Below are 21,076 nucleotides of genomic sequence, written 5' to 3' on the forward strand. Positions count from 1 at the left end.
AGCATTTTGATTATTTTGGAATTGTTCGTAAAGGTTAATTGTATTTTCTAGGTATTCTTGATGTTTTTCTGGGGGAGTAGTAAAGGAGATTTTAGGAATTGGTAAAACAGCAATTTCTGATGTACTAACATGATTATTTGTACTTGTTAAACTAAAACGCCATTCTAAAAGCTGAGAATTTAAAATAGATAATAATGCAAATGCTTGATTTCTATCTTCGATTAAAAAATAGGAGATACTATCAAAACAATAACATGGAGTTGGTAAATGATTCTAGTTTGAGCTATGTAATTTGTAAACTCAGTCCTTCTGGGTCATTTTTTCATGCTTTAGTCTAAACTCCAGATTTTACCACCAAGACTATTTTTAAATATTTCATTATGGTTATTTGGGTTTTTTGTATCTGTCATAATTCCCCCGATAAATAGTAGGGTGTGTTAGGCTTTAGCCGTAACGCACCATTTCATATTATATATGTTTAAGTAATTTATTCACATTTTTCTGACACACTATAAATATACACTTAGTTAAAAACGGTGCGTTACGCTGCGCTAACGCACCCTACATGATTACAAAGTTTCTAAATCAATTCCTTTTGCTTGTAATTTGGCTAATAATTCCTGATACTGCTGTATAGCTACTTCTTTCTCATGACGTTCTTGTTCAGCACGTTGATATTCTTGTTCAACACGTTGATTAAGTTCCAAAGATGTGAGAAACTTTCTTCCGTCAGGATAATAAATTTCTAAATTATCAGGTGTAATTTGAAAACGTATTCCCAATCTTGGACTTACCCAACCATTAATATCTTCGACAACTGTAAAAGCATCCTCCGCAAGTATAAATCCAGATAATTCTATAGTATCAGGATCATAAATATAATATTCTTCCACACCATAACGTTGATAAAAAAGCGATTTATTAATCATTTTGGGAGTACGATTTCCCGGTGATAAAATTTCAAAAACCACTTGAGGAGGAATATTATTTTCTTTCCATTGTTGATAAGAACCTCTATCTACTTTTGGTCTACCAAACACCACCATAACATCAGGTGCTTGACAAGTTTTGACACTTCCCTCGATAGGATACCAAAGTAAATCTCCAGCAATAAATACATCATCTCGTGATGCAAATAATATTTCTAAATTTTCTTTAATTTTAACAATCCATTCATATTGTTTCGTATTATCTGCCATTGGTTGACCGTCGCTGTCAGGGTAGATGATTTCTGGTGTGGTTTCTGCTGATAATTGCTGTACCATATTGGACATATCTCCCATAGGAATAGATTCTGATATCTACTAAATTAATCATAATAGACATCCGGTGAAAAAAATGTAGAGGCTTTTTGTGTAATACTAAATTAAGATGAAGCTGCATAGAATCAGATTTCAAGAATTATTGAACGCAGATAAACGCAGATGAACGCAGATAAATACGGATGAATTCATGGATTTCATGATTCTGTGCAGTCTCATATAAAATTGAGATAATATCTCTACTTGTAGATGAAACCAAAAAATCTCATAATTTTCACTTAATATATAAAATTAGAGCCAAAGACAAATCTCAACAAACAGACTCCATGCGTATTTCTCTAAACTGGTTAAAAGAACTCGTAGAAATCAAACTCACCCCAGAAGAACTGGCGGAAACCTTGACAATGGCAGGGTTTGAAGTAGAAGATATAGAAGACCGCCGCACTTGGGCTAATGGTGTAGTTGTGGGGAAAGTGCTAGAACGTCAACCCCACCCCAATGCAGATAAATTGAGCGTTTGTACCGTAGATATTGGGGCTGCTGAGACTGTAAATATCGTTTGCGGTGCTGCGAACGTCCGCGCAGATATCTATGTCCCCGTCGCCACCACAGGAACTTATTTACCCAACATTGATTTAAAAATCAAACCCGCAAAACTGCGTGGTGTTCCTTCCAATGGGATGATATGTTCTTTAAAAGAACTAGGTTTACCCACTGATATTGACGGTATTCATATCTTCCCTGAAGAAAACATGGTGGTGGGTAGTGATGTTCGTCCCCTATTGGGTTTGGAAGATGTGATTTTAGATGTCACCGCTACTGCTAACCGGGCTGACGCTTTATCTATGGTGGGTATTGCACGGGAAGTAGCAGCTTTAACTGACGGAAAACTATCAATTCCCCCAGTTGCAGAAGTAGAAAATACCAAGACTGCGAAAAGCATCACTTTAAAAATTTCTGAAATCCAAGCTTGTCCTGCTTATATTGGTACAGTTGTCGAAAATATCAAAATTGCGGCTTCTCCTGAATGGCTGCAACAACGTTTACGCGCTGCTGGAGTCAGACCAATTAATAATGTAGTTGATATCACTAACTACGTTTTATTAGAAAGAGGACAACCTCTTCACGCTTTCGATAAAGAGCGGTTACAATCTGTAGGTGGCGGCGAAAATTTAATCATTGGTGTGCGGTTTGCAGAAACTGGGGAAACTTTAAAAACCTTAGATGGAAATATTCGCAATTTATCAACCCAAAATTTATTAATTACCGCTAATAATCAAGCGGTGGCTTTAGCAGGTGTTATGGGTGGTATAGAAACAGAAGTTCATGAAGGTACACAAAGTTTAGTTTTAGAAGCAGCGTTATTTGATTCTGTGGCTATTCGCCGTTCTTCTCGCAGTGCGGGGTTAAGAAGTGAGGCTTCTGGTAGATACGAAAGGGGCGTAAATCGCGCTGAATTAGAAATAGCTTGTCACCGCGCTTTATCCTTAATTAGTGAATTAGCTGCGGGTGTGATTGTTCAACAAGAAATTTCCGATTATCGTCCAGATGCTTCTACCTGGTCACATTCTATTAACCTGCGTTTAGATAAAGTTAATGAAGTGTTAGGTCCGATTGAATTGGGGACGGAAACAGGAGAATTACAACCAGAAGATGTCGAAAAAATTCTCACGGCTTTAGGATGTAAATTAGCCAAAATTGATGACCGGAATTGGACAGTTACCGTACCTCCCTATCGTTACCGCGATTTAGAACGGGAAATTGATTTAATTGAAGAAATTGCCCGGTTATATGGTTATGATAAGTTCTGTGATACTTTACCAGAAAAATCCGAAGCTGGTTATCTATCTTTAGAACAAGAATTAATTCGCAGGTTACGCGCTTATCTCCGCGCTGAAGGTTTGACTGAATTAATTCATTATTCTTTGGTGAAACCAGGTGAAGATAAACAGATCATTTTAAGTAACCCTTTGTTTGCTGAATATTCGGCTTTACGCACTGATTTGATTTCCGGTTTAATTACCGCTTTCCAATATAATATAGAGCAAGGAAATGGAGCATTAAACGGTTTTGAAATCGGGCGGATTTTCTGGCGCGAAGAAGAGGGTTTACAAGAAGCGGAAATCCTGGCTGGAATTATTGGTGGTGATATCACTGTCGGTAAATGGTCAAGAGGTGGTAAGGAAGAAGCGATTACTTGGTTTGAAGCCAAAGGCATTTTAGAAAGTGTCTTTAAACAACTAAAATTAGTGGTAGAATTTCAACCCGAAAATCGAGATTCTCGCTTACATCCTGGACGCACAGCTTCATTGTGGGTAAAAGGTAATAGACTGGGAACATTCGGACAAGTTCACCCCCAATTACGTCGAGAGAAAGATTTACCAGAAGCCGTTTATGTGTTTCAATTGGAATTAGACGCTCTGTTGGATGCCTGGGATCATGATGATTTGCTAGTTCCCAAATTCAGTTCTTATTCTACCTATCCAGCTAGTGACAGAGATTTGGCGTTTTTTGCCCCTGTGAAAGTGACAGTTTCCGAATTGGAAAAAGTTATTAATAAAGCTGGGAAAGGGTTGTTAAATTCTGTGGAATTGTTTGATGAATATCGGGGTGAACACGTCCCCACAGGACAACGCAGTTTAGCCTTTCGGTTAGTATATCGTGCCAGCGATCGCACTCTCACTGAAAATGAAATTGAACCAGTTCATAATCAAGTGCGTTCTGCTTTGGTGGAGAAGTTTGGTGTCAATTTGAGAAGTTAATAACACCGGTTTTTGTTTCCCGCTGAAATATTAATCTTTTCAGTCCCCGACTTCTATGATTAATTTGATTAATTTGATTAATTTATCATTTATTGACACAATTAAAAAAGAAGTCGGGGATATTACATCTTATTTTCTCCCACTTTATCCACTTTCTATCCTCCTGTATCTCTTCCTTTGTCTAAGTAGGTTGGCGTTGAAAATTGTCGTTATGGCAAGGCAAAAGGCAAGAGGTAAGAGGCAAGAGTGAAGAGGGTTTAGGCGATTTTACATTTCTTTACACAGTTTGGTTTTATTGTGTTCACCTACTTAGCTTCTCGGTTTATTCAGCAGGCCCTAATTACACCGATTCTAGCATCTACCAAGCCCAAAAACGTCTTATCCGTCACCATTAATACCATACATCTCCAGGAATTAAGTTTTCGCCTAGACAGGTTAAGGGTTTCAGATTTTTTTACGGAGATGTCCACCGCACATAAATCAATGTTAAGTTTTTTAAACTCTTACCCTCTGCGCCTCTGCGTGAGACAAACCTCAATGTAACTTTAGATTAGCAATATCAGATCTGTAAGTGCGGCTTTGCCAAATTTCCTCCAACACAGCCCCTTTTGCTGCTGCTAATTCTTCCAGAGTACAGGAAGTTAAAACCGTGATCAATTGCCCCTGATTTTCATTAGTTGTTAATTCTGCGATATGATTGGCATTGAATAGTTCTAAATTCTCTGCTGCTTGCTTGACTAAAGCTTGCAAAATTCTCAACGCCCCATCCGATAAAGGCGGATTCCCGCGATAATTTTCTAGTCTTCCTCCTTCTCGATAATGGGGAAACTCTTCTAAACCCACAAAGCGCAAAAACCAGTCAGCACGATAGATCCCATTGTTAGCAACAACTATACCTTGATAATCAGCTATTAGTTCATCGAGCATATTATTTCGCATCGAGCCAAAAACCCGTTTAGTAAAATAGTGGCAGCATTCATGCTCAATGCGAATAGTTAGAGATAAACGCAACCATTCTGCTTCCTCTAGTCCTAAATCTTCAGCCACAACCGCACTATAATTGCCATGACTGAGAATAATAAAAAAGTCTTGGTAAAGATGCTTTTGGGGAATTAACCGCTGAAATTCAGCTTGCCAGTCAGCTTCGGTTACGGGTTTTTCTTGATCTACTTCCCATTGTTTCCGGTAATGCCGAATACGTTCCCAGTTGTTGAAACCTCCAACCGCAGTTGCTCCCATTGAGTCAGAAATAGCTACAGGTTCATTGCGTTTCGTTAATGCCTGGACTAAACTAATAAAATCGGCTCTACATCCAGTGATTAAAATGGGTATTTCCCCTGCTAAAGTCGGATGAATGAGTAATTGTAACTCTTCTGGTTTTTCTAATTTTAAACCCGTTGCTTCTGCCATTCCATCTGTAAACTGTCCCTTACGAGTAACAGCGCGGTAATTTTCATTTTCACTAATTCCTGCTCGAATAGGAAATTGAAACTGTACTAAAGCAGAGCTTAGGACAGTAAACACACCTACATCTTCCGCTTCTTGATGATAACGTTGCCAATCAGTGATATGCGGCGCTGATTCTAAGGGAAAGTTACTATTTGCTAAATTTGGGGAATGAAAAATATTTTCGTTGTAGGCTAAAAGTTCTGTAACTTCTGCTGGAGTTGCACCTAAGTCAAATAAAACTTGAGCGCGATAATTGTTTTCAGTAGGCATAGTGATCAGGTTAGATATAAAATTGACACCCTGCTGTCTAAAGACACGCAGATTCTTTAAGACCTGCTGAAAAAGGATAGTCAATTATCCTCCTAGACGCTCAAGGCAACTACCAGTACGACAGGTATTGCAATTGCGCTTACTTTTGATTTTTTTGCTGCCTTTGTGAGTCCATCAATTTTTAATGTTAAACGCTCTATTGTTCTGATGACTTCTCGACCCATAAAGCCTATCAGAAAATACTGTGGTTATTTCCAATACATCTTGAGGTGAACTACCCACACTGACCTGACGGTACAGTGTGGGCTTCCTGCCCAACAGAAAGCACAGTAGTAGACTTCTTTCGTCCTCTATTACTGCGACTTACTTCTGGGCGACAGGCTTCTTGATGAAGTTGTTCATGGGGGAAACCCCCAAGACCACACTTCATCGCTTTATCCCCCGTTCCAGAGGTCAAAATTCGTAGTCCCTCATCTCTGAGGTTTATCGCTGCATTAATATCTCTATCATGTTTGGTCTGGCACTTTTCACAAGTCCAGAATCTTATATCAAGTGGCAAACTACCCACTTGATTAAGGCATACATGACAAGTTTTCGACGAAGGAAAGAATCTATCAACTTCTTGATAAATCTTCCCTTCGTTTTCTGCTTTGTATTTAAGCATGGTGCAAAACATCCCCCAGCCAACTTGTTGAATAGATTTGGCTAGGCAGTGATTTTGCATCATGCCTTTAACATGAAGATTTTCTACCACAATAACTTGGCTTTCGTTGACTATCCTACGAGATAGTTTATGGAGAAAATCTTCTCGACAATTAGTTATCTTTCTATGGACTCTAGCAACTTTCTTTCTAGCTTTATTTCGGTTATTAGAGCCTTTTTGTTTTCTAGATAATTGCTGTTGTTTTATCTTTAAGTTCTTCTCGTGTTTATTCAGTATTCGAGGGTGATCAAACTTAGAGCCATCACTGGTAATCGCAAAATGAGTTAATCCCAAATCAATGCCTATTGCTTTACCTTCGACAATTGACTCTGGCTTCTTTTTACCATCTTCAAATAAAATAGCAGCGAAATATTGCTCACTGCAATTTTTGGTGATAGTTACAGTTTTAATCTTCCCTTCAATCTCTCGATGAATAATTGCTGATACTTTCCCTATTTTCGGTAGGATTAATTGATTATCGGCAATCTTGACATTTTGAGGATACTGAATAGACTGCTTACCATGTCTGGATTTAAACTTGGGGTATCTAGCTCTTTTTTCAAAGAAATTGTTAAATGCAACCCCCAGATTCAAGCAGACTTGTTGCAAGCACTGAGAATAAGTTAGCGACAACCACTCATGTTCTTTCTTGAGTTGAGGGATTGTCTTTTTAACTTCGTATCCAGACAATCCTTTACCTGTCTCTTTGTACGTTTCGTTCATCAAATTCAAAAAATAATTCCATAGCCAACGACAACTGCCAAAGGCTCGTGCCAATGATTGCTGTTGCTGGGCATCTGGATATAATCTGACTTTGACTACTCTTAACATATTAGAGTGAAAAGTATTTACTATAAAAAACTATAACACAAGATTTGTGAATTGCCTCCATGTTTTTCTCCCTTGCTATCGCATTGGTCGAAAAACTGTCGTTAATTCCCGCGCCATTCATCCCCCGCTGCCCTTCGGGTCAGTCGTGGGGCTTCTGTCGGTTAAGCTAAATCCCCCTCAAAACTACTATAATTCCACTACTTGTTTTTGGCGTTCTCAATCATCTTTTTGGTCATAGCTGGAGACTCTACAGTAACCAATGGTACTAGACAATTTTGATTTTACTTAATAGCAGATATCGCCAGAATCCTAGAAATCATTCTGCCTGAATTAACCTAGCATAGTAACCCTCTGTATTTCTCATCTCTTCGTGAGTTCCCCGTTGTACAACTTTCCCCTTTTCCAACACAATAATTTCATCACAATCACGTATTGTACTTAAGCGGTGAGCAACAATAATACTAGTACAACCCCGTCGTCGGATATTTCTATCAATAATCTTTTCAGTCTCTGTATCGAGGGCACTAGTTGCCTCATCCATGACTAAAATTCTAGGATTATTAACTAAAGCACGGGCAATTTCTAGTCTTTGGCGCTGGCCACCACTCAAATTAGCTCCATTCTCTAATAGCTTACCATCCAATCCTCCGGAAATAGCCATGACTACATCTAATATAGCAGCATCTTGGCAGGCTTTCATTAACTGAGTGTTGGTAATAGTTTCATCCCAAAGCGTCAAGTTATCCCGTACAGTACCTCCAAACAAGAAAATTTCTTGCTCTACCATTGCTAGAGAGTTGTTTAAAATGGGACGAGGAATATTTTGTCGAGGAATACCATCAAATAGTATTTCCCCTTGCCAAGGTTCGTAGAGTCCAGTTACCAGTTTAGAAAGAGTAGACTTACCTGAACCGCTACCACCAACAAAAGCTACCCGTTGTCCCGGTTTCAAAATACAACTAAAGTTCTCAATTAATGGTTCTTCAACTCGGCTGTAACCAAAGCTAACATTGCGTAACTCCACATATCCCTGCAAAGAATGGTAACTGCTAGGCGTAGCATATTGAATAGAATCTTTGTTGCTTGTGTGTTCTTGTAGTCCTGGGTTGATGCTATTAGACAGTACGTCATCTAAGCGATTAATATCCCCTTCTAACTCCTGAATTTCATTACCTAACCCCACTAAAGTATTAATTGGTTCTTGAAATCTCTCCATTAAAGACTGAAAGGCCACTAACATTCCAATAGTTAGGTGTCCGTCAATGACTCGCAAACCGCCAATGACTATCAGTAACATAGAAGTAAGGTGATTGAGTAGAGGTGGTAAGAGTCCTACCAGTCGGTCAGTTTTACTCAATTCCTGTTGAGAATTCGTGGCTTTAGCATAATATCCAGCCCAGCGACTAAAGAAATCAGATTCTAAGGCGGCAGATTTAATAGTTTCAATCCCTTGCAAAGCAGCGATTTCTACCCCGGCAATCTTACCATAATCTTGAGTTAGGCGCATATTGGTATCAACCCGCTGACGCGAAACCCAACTTAATACTGCGATGTTGATAGCCACAGCGACAATACCAATCAAAGTTAGTACCCAATCATAGGCAAACATGACTATACCATAGAAGAGTAACATAACTACATCAATAGCAGTTCTCGCTAATTTACCCGATAGCATCTCCGCAACTTTGGTGTTAAAACTCACTCGATTACTAATTTCTCCAGCAAAGCGTTGAGCGTAAAAATTAATAGGTAAACGCAGAATGTGCCAGACAAATTGACTAGTCATAGCTATAGAAAGCTTGAGTTGTAAGTATCTCAATTTCCACAATTGCAATAGAGTCAGAATTGCTTGTAAAACTATGACTAATCCCATGCCTACTAATACGGGTCTTAACCAATCAGTTCGATTTTGCAGCAAAATATCATCAACAAATACCTGATTAATTGCTGCTAATGCTAATTGAGGAATGACAAGCAAAAAGCCAGCGATAATACAAAAAAAGAGTTCAGTAAACGAGCTTTCTAGTCGAGTTAGTAAGGCTTTAAAAATGTTAGGTTTGTAACCGCCTTTTTTAAACTCTCGTCCTGGCTCCATAATGAGAACCACACCTGTATAACCCTCATCGAATTCCTGAATTGTCACGCTACGCGGACCTGTCGCGGGGTCATTTAACCAAACCCGATCTCTGACAAATCCCTCAACAACGAGAAAGTGATTAAAGTTCCAAAATATAATGTAAGGTGCTTTAATTTCTTTGAGTTGGGTAAGGTCTTTTTTAAATCCTTTAGACTGCATCCCATAGTTACGCGCTGCTTTCAACATATTGGAGGCTTTAGAACCATCACGAGAAACACCACAGCTAATTCGCAACTCTGCCAAAGGAATAATTAAACCATAGTATCTAAGTATTATTCCTAATGCGGCTGCTCCACATTCCACGGCTTCCATCTGTAAAAGTGTTGGCGTTTTCACGCGGCCATTTTGCACTTTATGCTGTTCCGAATTGGACTTTTTGGTGTCAAAATTTTTGACAACTTTATTAATTAATTGCATTTTGAATTTTTTAAAGGTGAAACTACTAAATACTGTGATAGGAATTTTTGATTAAGTAGGTGGACGGAAAAAAACCGAAATATGTAACGAAAAGTAAAATCGCCCAAACCCTCTTCACTCTTGCCTCTTGCCTCTTGCCTCTTGCCTAGTGCCATAACGACGATTTTCAATGCTAACCTACTTATTTCATACCTACTAATTCTCGAAGGATAGGGAGAACGAAGGTAATTGGCGCTCTTTCCTCGACGGTGACACGCACTGAAGCTGTAGTACCTGAAGTAATTTTCGACTCAGGACCTTTTGAAGATGACCACTTATAGCCACTAATATTATTTGGGTCTACGATTAGTTCTGCATTAACTTGAATGGCTGCACCCTCGGAACCAATTAAACTCGTTACTACCTCTGAATTACCAATTAAAGAATTTGCACCTTCTTTAGTGATAGGAAGGGCAGAAACACTAGTAATCTTGCTAAGAATACCCCCAAAGCGTTCTCTTTGCACAGTATCAGGAGTGACGGAAATAGGCATATTTGAACGGATTTGTTTACCATCCTTAATAAGAAAATAAGCTGTTATGCTAGGGTAATCATTGCCATTCCCCACCTTGAAAGTTCCTAAACGAGTACCTGGTTGCACCACTTGACCAGCAGTGGCAGTAAGTTCTAAAATACATCCATTTTGAGCGCTTAAAATCCGACTATTTTGGGTTAATTGCTGCGTTAATCTACTAACTTCTCGCTTAACTTCCTGAATTTCTTTATTGCGTTGATTCCTATTTTCGAGAGTTTCTTGTGCTAAACGTTTCTCCTGGGTGTCTAATTCCTGTAGCTTGGATTCAATGTCACTAATCGAACGCGAATTATCTAGATATTCCCGTTCTGTTTTGGTACTTTCCAAAACCATTTGTTGTTTCTGCACTTGAATATCGCCAATTACTCTCAGGTTCTGTAAGTAATTTTGCTGGGTTTGAGTCTCGTTTAGATCCAGTTGTTTCAACTCAGTTTGTAATTGAGATACCATTTGAAGTCCTTGTTTGTACTCTTGGTCAGCCTGTAATACTGATTCTGCGGCTATTGCTCCAGCAGATACAAGTTCTTGGCGCTTCCTAAGTTTTTCTAAGAGTACGGGAACTAATTTTTCTGAGTCTTTTAAGCGTTGTTTAACACTAATTCGTTGTTGTTCCAGAGCTTTTAATCCCTGAGATTTAAGCAGAGGGGTAAGAGTTTGAGTATCTTTTAAGCGTTCCCGAAGATTAGTTTGCTGTTCTTTAATCGCATCTAAACCTTTTGCTTTTAACATTGGAGTCAAGGAGCGAGCATCTTGCAACCGTTGTTCCAGGGTTTTCTTAGAAGCAATGATCGTACTTTTCTCTAATTTTATTCGCTCATTAGCTAATAACAATGACTCTTGAGATTGGTTTTTTAACTGTTCCAATTTACCTTTTGTTAGCTGTAATTGCTGTTTTAAATCAACTGGATCTATTGTTGCCAAAACTTGATTTTCTTTGACGCATTCCCCACTTTTGACGTGCAAAGATTTTAACTGTCCAGAAATAGAGGATTGAAAATCAACAACTTGTCGAGGTTCAATTAATACACCTCGCCCTTCTACGTTAATAGGAATACGACCAATAAAACTCCAAATCAAACCAGTTGTTATTAATCCACCGCACACCGTCAGTATCAGCCAATCTTGTGGTCTTACAACCTGCATGAGTTGATCTAAACGTTCTGGGGAAGACAACCGCTCTAGAGACTCTTGACGGAAGATACCTTCTTTATCCTGATTCTTATCGTGATTAAAAACCATAATTGTCTGTTCTTGCTTATTCAGTGAGAATAGTTAATTAGTAGGTAATTGAGGACTTTTAACAAAGGAGAAGACATGGCTATTTTTCTCTCTATCAGAATGTAATGAAAACGGTTGATGAGAAAATGTCAACAAAATAAAATGGAAAAATACCCAAAACTTTTTTACTCTTCCATCGTTAACCCTGGCGTTGCCACGGCGATATTTTTTAACATCAACCTAGTCACAGAAAAAGGATTTCTAATGCTAACGACGAAGTTGTTTAATTATCCAATCAAAACGTCTACCGGCGATCGCTGTTCCTTCCAGTACATCCATATCCAGTTCATCTTCGACTTCAATATCTTCCGATAGCATCGTATTCGCAGCTGGAGTGAAATTTGCCAAACTACCCCGGATTAATAAATCTAGACAGCGATTAGATAAAATGATCACCAATGAATGATAAAACCTTTGAGCAAAACCCCGGTCTTCCTGGAATTTAGTTGTCAGAGTTTTCTGGGGTAGCGCCAACACCCAAGCATTTTCTATTGACTTCACACTAGCAGAAGCTACACCGCCATCAACAAAGGACATTTCACCTAAAATTTCACCTTTGACACGGGTGGCAATTTCTTTATCCTCCACTGCCCCATTGTTGTTAACAGTAACATAAATACCTAACATTCCTTCTAGGAGTAAGTAAACTGCGGGAACTGCTTGCCCCTGTTCAATTAAAGCAATTCCTGGTCTCGCCTTTGTTGTTACACCATTGCTCACCATCCAAGCAATATCACTATCCTTAAGTTGCCCTTTCCATTAGACTTTTAGAGGATATTTGGAAGGTATTGAGCATTATTATGAAACCAAGAATCTGCGCCAATTCTATCCTCACCCTTCCAGCTTTCCCACAAGGCCATAAGAGTTTAAACCACATCTGTCAATCAGTGTGATAAGTTTTATGGAACGGTTAAGATTCTGGTAGTCGGATGGTGTGAAGGTCGCACTTCCGGTTCTGAAAGTAGGGGTAATTCACGAATTACCCCTTTATTCATTTACGTTCACTATTTAGTAAAGCACTAAGGGGGCATTCGGAGTCTTATGTCTAAAAATGTTGAAGATTTTTTAAACCAAGTTGGAGAAGATGCAACTCTGCAAGCTGAGTTGGGTCAAGCATTGGAATCTGAAAATGATCGGGAAGCAGTGACAGCACTAGCTAACTCTAAGGGTTATGAGTTCTCGTCCGAAGAACTGTGGGCTGAAATCCAAAAGCGTCAAGCAGAACTAGCTCAAAGCCAGGCTACTGGTGAACTCTCTGATGCAGAACTCGAAGCAGTAGCAGGGGGAATACGGAAGGTATTGAGCATTATTATGAAACCAAGAATCTGCGGCAATCCACCCTTCCAGCTTTCCCACAAGGACATAAGAGTTTAAACCACATCTATCAATCAGTGTGGTAAGTTTTATGGAACGGTTAAGATTCTCGTAGTTGGATGGTGTGAAGGTCGCACTTCCGGTTCTGAAAGTAGGGGTAATTCACGAATTACTCCTTTATTTAGTAGGGTTTTTGGCGATTTCTTAATATATCCAAATATTTCCATTATTTTGTTATTAACAAAACTTTAAGATATTTGGTACATAATCTAAGCTTTAGAGGGTGTTTAAAGAGTGTAATTTATTACACTATGGCGATTAGAATAAGAGACCGGTAACCTTTCAAACATCCTCTGACGCTTACTGGGTATTCCTGTAAACGTAATACAGCAAGTTCAGCTTGAGTGAGGTACACCTTATGCGGGCAAGATGCCCGCACCACAAGAGTTTTATCATTAATATCTGTACTTCATAATACCGATAACTGCTGTATCTTGACAATACCTTGTCCAAATTAGAAAAAGTCTTGATTTGTAGGTTGGGTTGAAGCATGAAACCCAACATGAGCGTCGGGTTGCGCTGTTGCTTAACCCGACCTACAAAAAATGGATAAGGTATTGCTTGATAAATTAATTTAATTGTCTATTTTTGATGGCAGACCTATGATTTTAACAGATTCATCAACAGATATTTTCAAGAGGATTGCGATCAAAGCCAGTTCCTTATCAGAGTGTTTGAATAATTTCTCAGATCATGGGTTGATTGACAACAACCTGACAGAAGATGAGCAAATAGAAATCCAAAACAGACTAGGATTTTGGTGTCAGATTGCTGCTAAAGGAGATGAGGAAAAATTTCAAAAGCGGCTAACATGGGATGGATTAAGCAAAGAAACAGTTAGGTTACTGGTTGGTAAATACGCTAATATAGAATCAGTAATACTACCTCCTTGGCTCAAGACACTGAAGCAAGTTACTGAAGCGGCACATAAATTTTCATCTCAAAACTCATCAGAACTGCAAGCAGCTATCATTCCCGAAAAACCAATTCCATTTGAAGACTTTTATCTGCCATGTTTGCAAGTAGCCCGGAAGTTGCTTAAGGATGAACTGAAAGAGCAGTTTGAACAATACAATAAGCTATTAGTAGGCGGCGTTCAAGCCAAACTGGAACGGAGATTATTAGAATCTCTGGCGCGAATATTCGCCCCTATTTTAATGCAAGAATTTGGTCAATTTCGGACATCAGGAAATGCCTTACGAGATTTTTTGATAATTTCAGTCCAGGGAGCTTCTAAACGCGATAAATACCAGGAATTTCTGCAAAATTTTATGGGGGATGGGTTTCTCCGCCTATTTGAGAAATATAGCGTTCTTGGTCGGTTGGTGGCAATTACCATTGAATTCTGGGTAGAATCTACTTCTGAACTGCTGAAACGACTGGTAACTGATTGGCTAGTAATTCAACAGCATTTCTCTCCTCATCAATCCTTAAACCAGGTTGTGGATATTGCGGTCGGACTTTCGGATGGTCATAAGCGGGGACGCACAGTAGCTGCCCTTACCTTTGACACAGGACTGAAGCTAATTTACAAGCCCAAAGGTATTGGCTTAGAAGTTGCCTTTGGTAATTTATTAAAATGGTGCAATCAACAAGGAATTGACTTGTCCTTCAGATTTCCAGAAGCATTAGATTGCTCAACTCACGGTTGGGCAGAATATATTGAATCCTTATCCTGCAATACAGAGGATGAAGTACAGCGATTTTATCAAAGATCGGGAATGTTGATGTGCTTGATTCATGTTCTAAAAGGGAACGACTGCCACTACGAAAACCTGATTGCTAGTGGTGAGTATCCAGTTTTAGTGGATATGGAAACTCTACTACACCCAGAAATCAAAAATTCAGAATTATTGGCTAAAGATGTTTCTCGACTTGATCAAAAACTAGCCGACTCAGTCTTGCGTACTGCTCTGTTACCAATGCAGGGACTATCATTTGCCAACGAGATCATGTCAATTGATCTGAGTGGTTTGGGAAAAGTAGAAGAGCAAACAGTACCAAATTTAACATGGCAGCATATTAACACTGATGGAATGAAGTTAGATTATGAAACTATCAACTTTGCGCCTAAAACCAATGTACCAACTTTAGATGGAGTGGCTGTAGAACCTAAAAAGTTTATCAATGAGATAATAACTGGATTTGAACAGATGTATCACTGGGTGATGGAGCAGCGGGAAAAACTGCTATCTCAAAACAGCCCACTAACATCTTTTGCTAATCAAGAATGTCGGTTGGTGTTTCGCAATACGAGAATCTATGAAACAATTTTACTAAATTCATGCTCACCCGATTTCATGGAAGTTGGTATGGCTCGCAGTGTGGGATTAGATGTATTGAGTCGATCGTTTTTGACAAGCTCTAATAAACCTAACTTTTGGCCAATTTTAGCAGCAGAAAAACAGCAGATAGAACAACTGGACATTCCTATGTTTAATGCTAATACTTCCAGTCTGGATTTGCATCTGGCTGGAACTATCATTCCCCATCTATTTGAAAAATCGAGCTTTGATCTAGTCGTAGAGAATATTCAATCTCTAAATGAAACAGATTTAATGTTTCAAATTCAAGTGATTTCTCTTTCCCTTTACTCACGATTTTTAGAAGAACCTGATCTGCCTCCAAGGGATACAATCACTGCGCCTGCCGATATAATAACATCAAAAGATATCATTACTCCAGACATTCTGTTAAATGAAGCGATTAATATTGCTCGTGCCTTTCAACAGCATTTAGTAAAAACCGCTGACAACAGTATAGATTGGCTGGGTATAGGATATCAGCATAGTAGTCAAAATTTTTATATCCAAGGGAGTGGATTAAACCTCTATGATGGTTCTGTAGGAGTAAGCTTATTTCTAGCAGCCTTAGCCAAGGCTACTGGAGATTCACAATGGCGGGATTTGTCCATAACAATCCTAAATCCACTTCATCAAATACTCGAAAGGCCAACACATGATAAATTATCCCAGACCTTAGGGGTGGGTGAGGCTGAAGGTATGGGATATTTGATTTACGGCCTTGTTAGCATCGGTAAATTACTTCATGAACCTGGACTACTAAAGACAGCAACTGAAATTGCCACCCTGATCAGCCCAGAACAGATTACAAACGATAATATCTTTGATGTCGTCGGGGGAACGGCTGGCACCCTTCTGGGACTTCTAAGCCTATTAGCAGCCACGGAGAATCTATCATCTTCTCCGGTATGGGAATTGGCGATCGCCTGTGGAGAACATTTACTGAACCATCAAACAGGTAATAAAAATGAACCAAGAGCCTGGAAAACTTGGCGTAATAGCCATTTGACAGGATTCTCTCAAGGTGCAGCAGGAATTAGCTATGCTCTGTTAAGGCTATATGCTCTCACCCAGAACACTCGATGGCTAGAAGCAGCAAAGGAAGCGATCGCCTATGAACAAACAAAATTCTGCCCAGATGTACAAAACTGGTTAGATCTGCGCTCCCAGGAGTCTAAGTTTCAAGTAAGTTGGGCGCAAGGAGCCGCAGGTATTGCTTTAGCTAGGCTAGGGGGACTATCAGTATTAGATACAGATAATATTCGTCAACAAATTGCGATCTCCTTGGAAACAACGCAAAAGTATATGATTTGGGGGGTAGATTCCCTCTGCTGGGGAAATTTTGGGAGAATTGAAACCTTATTAATAGCGGCTCAAACCTTGAATTGTCCTAATTTGTTAACTTCTGCTCATCAAGCTACAGCAATTGTTCTAGAAAATGCTCGTGATCAGGGAAAATTTACCCTGTCTACTCAGAGTTTCTCTCCTATGAATTTTGGCTTCTTTCATGGCTTGTCTGGTATTGGTTACGAAATTTTGAGATTAGCTGATCCTTATCAGTTACCCTCTGTGTTGCTGTGGCAATAATTCACCAAAGTTGCATTCGACTTCCTTTGATTATTTACTGTTGATTTCTGACTGCTGAATCCTGCCTATACATATTGATTGTTTTCACATATTTTTAGGAAAAAACTAAAATGGAAAAAGTTATTTCGTTTACCAAAAGAGCGCAATTACAAGCTTTAACTGCTAGTGAATATCTTGGCTATACCGTCCAACCCTTGATTCAAGAGATATTGGATCAGATTGTTAAATCTGACAACCTAGATATGGTAATTGCTGATGCGGCTAAAAAGTATCCGACCATAGCCGAAACTTTTTTTGATATTGATCCTAGCAACGTCGCCGCCAGTTTTTCCCTCAAAGAACCTTTACTATTTCCTGAGCAAAATCCAGTTGTATCTTTGTCCTTTAATAATACAAAATTGGCTCAATTTTTCCCTGTTGGTGTGAGAGAAATAATTAAAGAACAGTCAGTTTTGCCAGATATACATTACTTACTTTATCTTTGTGGTCAAGCCAAATTTAACTATGATCAGATTTGTCAACAAGTGAGTGATGATATGATCATCTTATTAGATAAGCTGATTAAGTCTCATGTAGTCCAAACCCAACCCCAACCAGCCAGAGGAGTGCCAGTAGAAACATCAGGAGTTTTTCGCTTACAACACGCTGCATTACTTTATCGCACAAAGACAACGGGAATACTTGTTGATCCTCAGTTACACTCCAACTATGGACTAGCAAACCTGAAGCAAGATATTACCCGTGCCATGCTAGAAGGGTTTGTAGATGCTATTCTCATCTCCCATAGTCATTATGACCATTGGAACTTACCTACACTGATGCAGTTTGCCCCGGAAATCCCGATCATTGTGCCTAAAGTGCCTAGAGGTTCAATCACTTGCGAAGACATGAAGGCCCGCCTGGAAGGATTGGGATTTGATCATGTCATAGCTGTGGATTGGTATGCAGAACCGATTGTGATCGGGGATATTGAAATTAATGTGTTGCCATTTTATGGAGAGCAACCTTTAGTTCCTGAATATAACCAACCCAAACATCCAGATTTACGCAACTGGGGTAATACCTATCTAATACGCACACCAGATTACACCTCTTGGTTTTTGATTGATGCCGGCAATGATCCGATGGGATCTATGCGGGATGTTGCAGAGTATGTAAGACAAAAATTTGGTATAGTTGATCAGGTGTTGAGTAATTTCCTATCCCTATCCTACAACTCAATTGGTACTGATCTTTCTAGTTGGGGAGCAGATATCGTCGGCAATTTACTCAGTAACCCACAGATTTTTTCTGTCACTAATAAGACCGATGGATTTCACTTGGCTACATTGGGGGCTAAAGGTGTTGCTGAAATCTGCTCTATTGTAGGTGCAAAGGCTTGTTTACCCTATGCCCATAGCTGGGCTGAATTAGGAAAATACACTGGAAGTGATGAATCCCTAATTAAAGATGTGATAGCTGAACTTGAAAAAGTTGGTTGCTCAACTCAAGTGATTCCTTGGAAAATTGGTGATGGCTATTTTAGCAGTAACAGTGATGCGCCCTGTGGTGGAATCTTATATTAAAGGAGAATAGAATGGCCCATACTCGGATTAATATTCAGCCACAAATGACTCAATTTTTGGTGCAACACCTGCAAGCTTTTGCATCAGATCCTGTTGTTATTTGTGATATTGGAGCAAGAGGGGGCATAGAACACCATTGGCATTGCTATAGTCAACAAGCTCGCTTCATAGGTTTTGATCCTGATTCCCAAGAATGCAACCGATTGAATCAGGAGTTTGCTGATAAAAACTATCAACTTTATCCTGTTGCATTAGGCAAGCAAAGAGAAACAAAGACTTTCTTCATTTGTCATTATCCAGGCGGCTCTAGTTTTTATCCAGCCAATAGGTCGTTTCTAGATCGCTTTCCATCTGAACATTCAGAAGACTTGGAAGTAGTTAACACTGCTGAAATTACCACTATTAATTTAGATTTATTCGTTCAGCAAAAAGATATTTCTAGCCTTGATTTTATTAAGATTGATGTGGAAGGGAGCGAATTACATATTTTACAAGGTGCGGAAAACATATTGAAACAGTCTGTTTTAGGAGTAAGCCTTGAAGTCCTATTTCACTCATCATTACGCTCTCAACCGACCTTTAGTGAAATTGATTTATTTCTCAATTCTCTGGGTTTTCATCTGTTTGATTTAAGCATTTATCGCCATGCCAGAAAAACACTCTCTCTACCTTCGGGAGAATTTGGGAATACTGAAATTGGTCAAGTGCTGTGGGGTCAAGCTCTATATTTCAAAGATTTTGTAGGTGAAATCAAATCTGACTCTATTACTATGGAATGGGACAAAAATAAAATACTGAAGCTGGCTAGCTTAATGGAAATATTTTGCTTGCCAGATTGTGCAATTGAAGTAATTCAAATGGGAGAATCAAGATGGAAATTTGATTCAAAACCCTTGATAGATAGACTTATCCCCGCCTAAATCAATATTAACTAGCTAGGAGAGGGAAGGGAAAACTTACACAATAATTTACCAATTATCATTTGTATTAAGTAGGTTAGCATTGAAAATTGTCGTTATGGGAGGGCAAGAGGCAAGAGGCAAGAGGCAAGAGTGAAGAGGGTTTGGGCGATTTTACTTTTCTTTACACAGATTGGTTTTATTGTGTTCACCTACTTACTGAAATAAAATTGTTAGATATATGCCCGAAGTCAACCAGCAGCCCTGGCAGTTCGATATTACCCAATTTTGTGGGATGGGCATCCTGCCCGTCCTTGATGATTAGCGGGCTTTTCGTCCCGCACCACAAGAAATTTTTGGGTATTTTTTTAATTGGAAGTCCCTTAGTGTCAGATGGCGGAATTAAAAATTAATAATAAAGGCTAAAAAGGCAGATTAAACAAGATTTTTGCTAATTTTTAATGGCTTGTTTATTTACGCAAACCTGGACTAGAAAAAACATAAATATTTTCAATCTCTTCTAATTTACCTATCCTATTCTACAATTATGAACTTGATCCAGGAGAATTCTCTCACAGAATATTTAGCCTTAGTTAAACCCTATGTGTCCTGTCAACTGATTGATGCAGAAAGCTGGTTACATATTCAAGCTATCACCCGTTACCTACCAAATCAAATTACCAACTTTTTTGGATTTGAATGTCGTTTAGGAATTGAAGCAGCAAAGGCGGATTTTTTACTATATATTGGTGCAGCAGAGGTAGGACAGAAGATATTAGCGGGGGAATCCACCTTTCCAGATTCTCTGTTGCAAGAACCTGTATGGTCTCAAATTCGCAACTTTGTAACCTGTTGGCAAAATGAGGATTCCCCCCTCCATTCTCATGTTAATAACATCTGGTTAGAGTTTGATGTTGATGGAAAATTAGATCAGATTCCCATTCCTAGTTGCTTTTTTGGTTCCCATACCATTACTGCATCTACTCTAATTCCCTATCCTCACGAATGGGTCAATCAAATCGCAATTCCATTGTTGCGCGGCTATGCTCTCTCATCTACCGTTGAGCAGAAACTATTTCAATGCGTAAACGCATTACCAGCCGATGTTTATGTTTTTCAAGTTGGACTAATGTTAGCTCGTCAGTCAGAGATGCTCAGAATTTGTTTGCGCGGCATATCACCAGAACAAATTATAGAATATCTCAGTCAAATAGGTTGGTCGGGTTCAATTGATAACTTGAAAATTTTATTGCAGGAACTATCAACTTACACAGAACGAATTGATCTAGATATAGATGTCGGTGAAGGAGGAGTAGCTGCTAAAATTGGACTAGAATGCTACTTGCCTCTACAACCAAAATTTGAACCTCGGTGGATGTCTTTTCTGGATTATCTAGTGAAAATTGGGCTGTGTCTGCCTCAAAAACAAGAGGCTCTTTTGACATATCCGGGATATGTGCGCGAAAAACAACATCGGGATATGATGCCCTCACACTTATTAAAGGTTTCCCAGTTCTTGGGTAAGAACTATGAAAATGTATTTATGAGGGGATTGCATCATATCAAAGTAGTTTATCAATCTGAGCAAGCTATTGAAGCGAAAGCCTATTGTTGGGTAACGCATTCCTTACTCAGTAAATAGGATTTGCTCAACCGAACTAAAAC

At 39.1% G+C, this 21,076-nt stretch carries 12 protein-coding genes; 6 read left to right on the plus strand and 6 right to left on the minus strand.

The genetic code is table 11. From position 1 onward, the window contains the following. Nucleotides 1-569 precede the first annotated feature (569 nt). Complete coding sequence (locus tag FJR37_RS07285) at nt 570-1,265, minus strand: Uma2 family endonuclease (RefSeq protein ID WP_039203170.1); 696 nt, start codon at nt 1,263-1,265, stop codon at nt 570-572. A gap of 323 nt (nt 1,266-1,588) precedes the next feature. Between FJR37_RS07285 and pheT the strand changes: the two genes are divergently transcribed. Next, entirely contained in the window at nt 1,589-4,024 is a 2,436-nt protein-coding gene (gene pheT / locus FJR37_RS07290; protein ID WP_168465664.1) for a phenylalanine--tRNA ligase subunit beta, read from the plus strand. A 534-nt stretch (nt 4,025-4,558) separates the two neighbouring features. Here the strand turns inward: pheT and FJR37_RS07295 are convergent. The 5 genes from FJR37_RS07295 to FJR37_RS07320 all read right to left on the minus strand — a co-directional run bounded on the left by FJR37_RS07295 (nt 4,559) and on the right by FJR37_RS07320 (nt 12,406). Continuing rightward, nucleotides 4,559-5,743: a hypothetical protein gene (locus FJR37_RS07295; protein WP_168465665.1), complete on the minus strand. Its 1,185-nt coding sequence runs from the start codon at nt 5,741-5,743 to the stop codon at nt 4,559-4,561. 274 nt (nt 5,744-6,017) lie between these two features. Further along, nucleotides 6,018-7,277: an RNA-guided endonuclease TnpB family protein gene (locus FJR37_RS07300; RefSeq protein ID WP_168465666.1), complete on the minus strand. Its 1,260-nt coding sequence runs from the start codon at nt 7,275-7,277 to the stop codon at nt 6,018-6,020. Nucleotides 7,278-7,593: 316 nt separating this feature from the next. Beyond that, nucleotides 7,594-9,831, minus strand: coding sequence for an NHLP family bacteriocin export ABC transporter peptidase/permease/ATPase subunit (locus FJR37_RS07310; RefSeq protein ID WP_168465667.1), 2,238 nt, complete (start codon nt 9,829-9,831; stop codon nt 7,594-7,596). A gap of 181 nt (nt 9,832-10,012) precedes the next feature. Further along, on the minus strand, nt 10,013-11,644 hold the full coding sequence (locus FJR37_RS07315) for an NHLP bacteriocin system secretion protein (RefSeq protein ID WP_168465668.1): 1,632 nt from the start codon (nt 11,642-11,644) through the stop codon (nt 10,013-10,015). A 246-nt stretch (nt 11,645-11,890) separates the two neighbouring features. Next, nucleotides 11,891-12,406, minus strand: a complete 516-nt coding sequence (locus FJR37_RS07320; protein WP_168465669.1) for a cyclic nucleotide-binding domain-containing protein — start codon at nt 12,404-12,406, stop codon at nt 11,891-11,893. 318 nt (nt 12,407-12,724) lie between these two features. Here FJR37_RS07320 and FJR37_RS07325 point away from each other — a divergent pair, with 318 nt between their 5' ends. The 5 genes from FJR37_RS07325 to FJR37_RS07345 all read left to right on the plus strand — a co-directional run bounded on the left by FJR37_RS07325 (nt 12,725) and on the right by FJR37_RS07345 (nt 21,053). Then, nucleotides 12,725-13,057 carry a Nif11-like leader peptide family RiPP precursor gene (locus FJR37_RS07325; RefSeq protein WP_168465670.1) on the plus strand — a complete coding sequence of 111 codons (333 nt, stop codon included), beginning with the start codon at nt 12,725-12,727 and terminating at the stop codon, nt 13,055-13,057. Nucleotides 13,058-13,659: 602 nt separating this feature from the next. Then, the gene (locus FJR37_RS07330; protein ID WP_168465671.1) at nt 13,660-16,947 is read left to right on the plus strand and encodes a type 2 lanthipeptide synthetase LanM family protein; all 3,288 of its coding nucleotides are present in this window, start codon (nt 13,660-13,662) and stop codon (nt 16,945-16,947) included. 110 nt (nt 16,948-17,057) lie between these two features. Continuing rightward, complete coding sequence (locus FJR37_RS07335) at nt 17,058-18,512, plus strand: MBL fold metallo-hydrolase (RefSeq protein WP_168465672.1); 1,455 nt, start codon at nt 17,058-17,060, stop codon at nt 18,510-18,512. Nucleotides 18,513-18,523: 11 nt separating this feature from the next. After that, a complete protein-coding gene (locus FJR37_RS07340; RefSeq protein ID WP_168465673.1) occupies nt 18,524-19,432 on the plus strand; it encodes an FkbM family methyltransferase in 909 nt (302 codons plus the stop codon). 526 nt (nt 19,433-19,958) lie between these two features. Then, nucleotides 19,959-21,053, plus strand: a complete 1,095-nt coding sequence (locus FJR37_RS07345; RefSeq protein ID WP_168465674.1) for a hypothetical protein — start codon at nt 19,959-19,961, stop codon at nt 21,051-21,053. The last annotated feature ends 23 nt before the right edge of the window (nt 21,054-21,076 follow it).

It is taken from the genome of Aphanizomenon sp. UHCC 0183 (assembly GCF_009712065.1).
GTDB classification, from domain to species: domain Bacteria; phylum Cyanobacteriota; class Cyanobacteriia; order Cyanobacteriales; family Nostocaceae; genus Dolichospermum; species Dolichospermum heterosporum.

Bases quoted from the DNA above. Each gene is read 5' to 3' on its own strand.
- FJR37_RS07285 (WP_039203170.1), bottom strand. From the start codon at position 1,265: ATGGTACAGCAATTATCAGCAGAAACCACACCAGAAATCATCTACCCT.
- pheT (WP_168465664.1), top strand. From the start codon at position 1,589: ATGCGTATTTCTCTAAACTGGTTAAAAGAACTCGTAGAAATCAAACTC.
- FJR37_RS07295 (WP_168465665.1), bottom strand. From the start codon at position 5,743: ATGCCTACTGAAAACAATTATCGCGCTCAAGTTTTATTTGACTTAGGT.
- FJR37_RS07300 (WP_168465666.1), bottom strand. From the start codon at position 7,277: ATGTTAAGAGTAGTCAAAGTCAGATTATATCCAGATGCCCAGCAACAG.
- FJR37_RS07310 (WP_168465667.1), bottom strand. From the start codon at position 9,831: ATGCAATTAATTAATAAAGTTGTCAAAAATTTTGACACCAAAAAGTCC.
- FJR37_RS07315 (WP_168465668.1), bottom strand. From the start codon at position 11,644: ATGGTTTTTAATCACGATAAGAATCAGGATAAAGAAGGTATCTTCCGT.
- FJR37_RS07320 (WP_168465669.1), bottom strand. From the start codon at position 12,406: ATGGTGAGCAATGGTGTAACAACAAAGGCGAGACCAGGAATTGCTTTA.
- FJR37_RS07325 (WP_168465670.1), top strand. From the start codon at position 12,725: ATGTCTAAAAATGTTGAAGATTTTTTAAACCAAGTTGGAGAAGATGCA.
- FJR37_RS07330 (WP_168465671.1), top strand. From the start codon at position 13,660: ATGATTTTAACAGATTCATCAACAGATATTTTCAAGAGGATTGCGATC.
- FJR37_RS07335 (WP_168465672.1), top strand. From the start codon at position 17,058: ATGGAAAAAGTTATTTCGTTTACCAAAAGAGCGCAATTACAAGCTTTA.
- FJR37_RS07340 (WP_168465673.1), top strand. From the start codon at position 18,524: ATGGCCCATACTCGGATTAATATTCAGCCACAAATGACTCAATTTTTG.
- FJR37_RS07345 (WP_168465674.1), top strand. From the start codon at position 19,959: ATGAACTTGATCCAGGAGAATTCTCTCACAGAATATTTAGCCTTAGTT.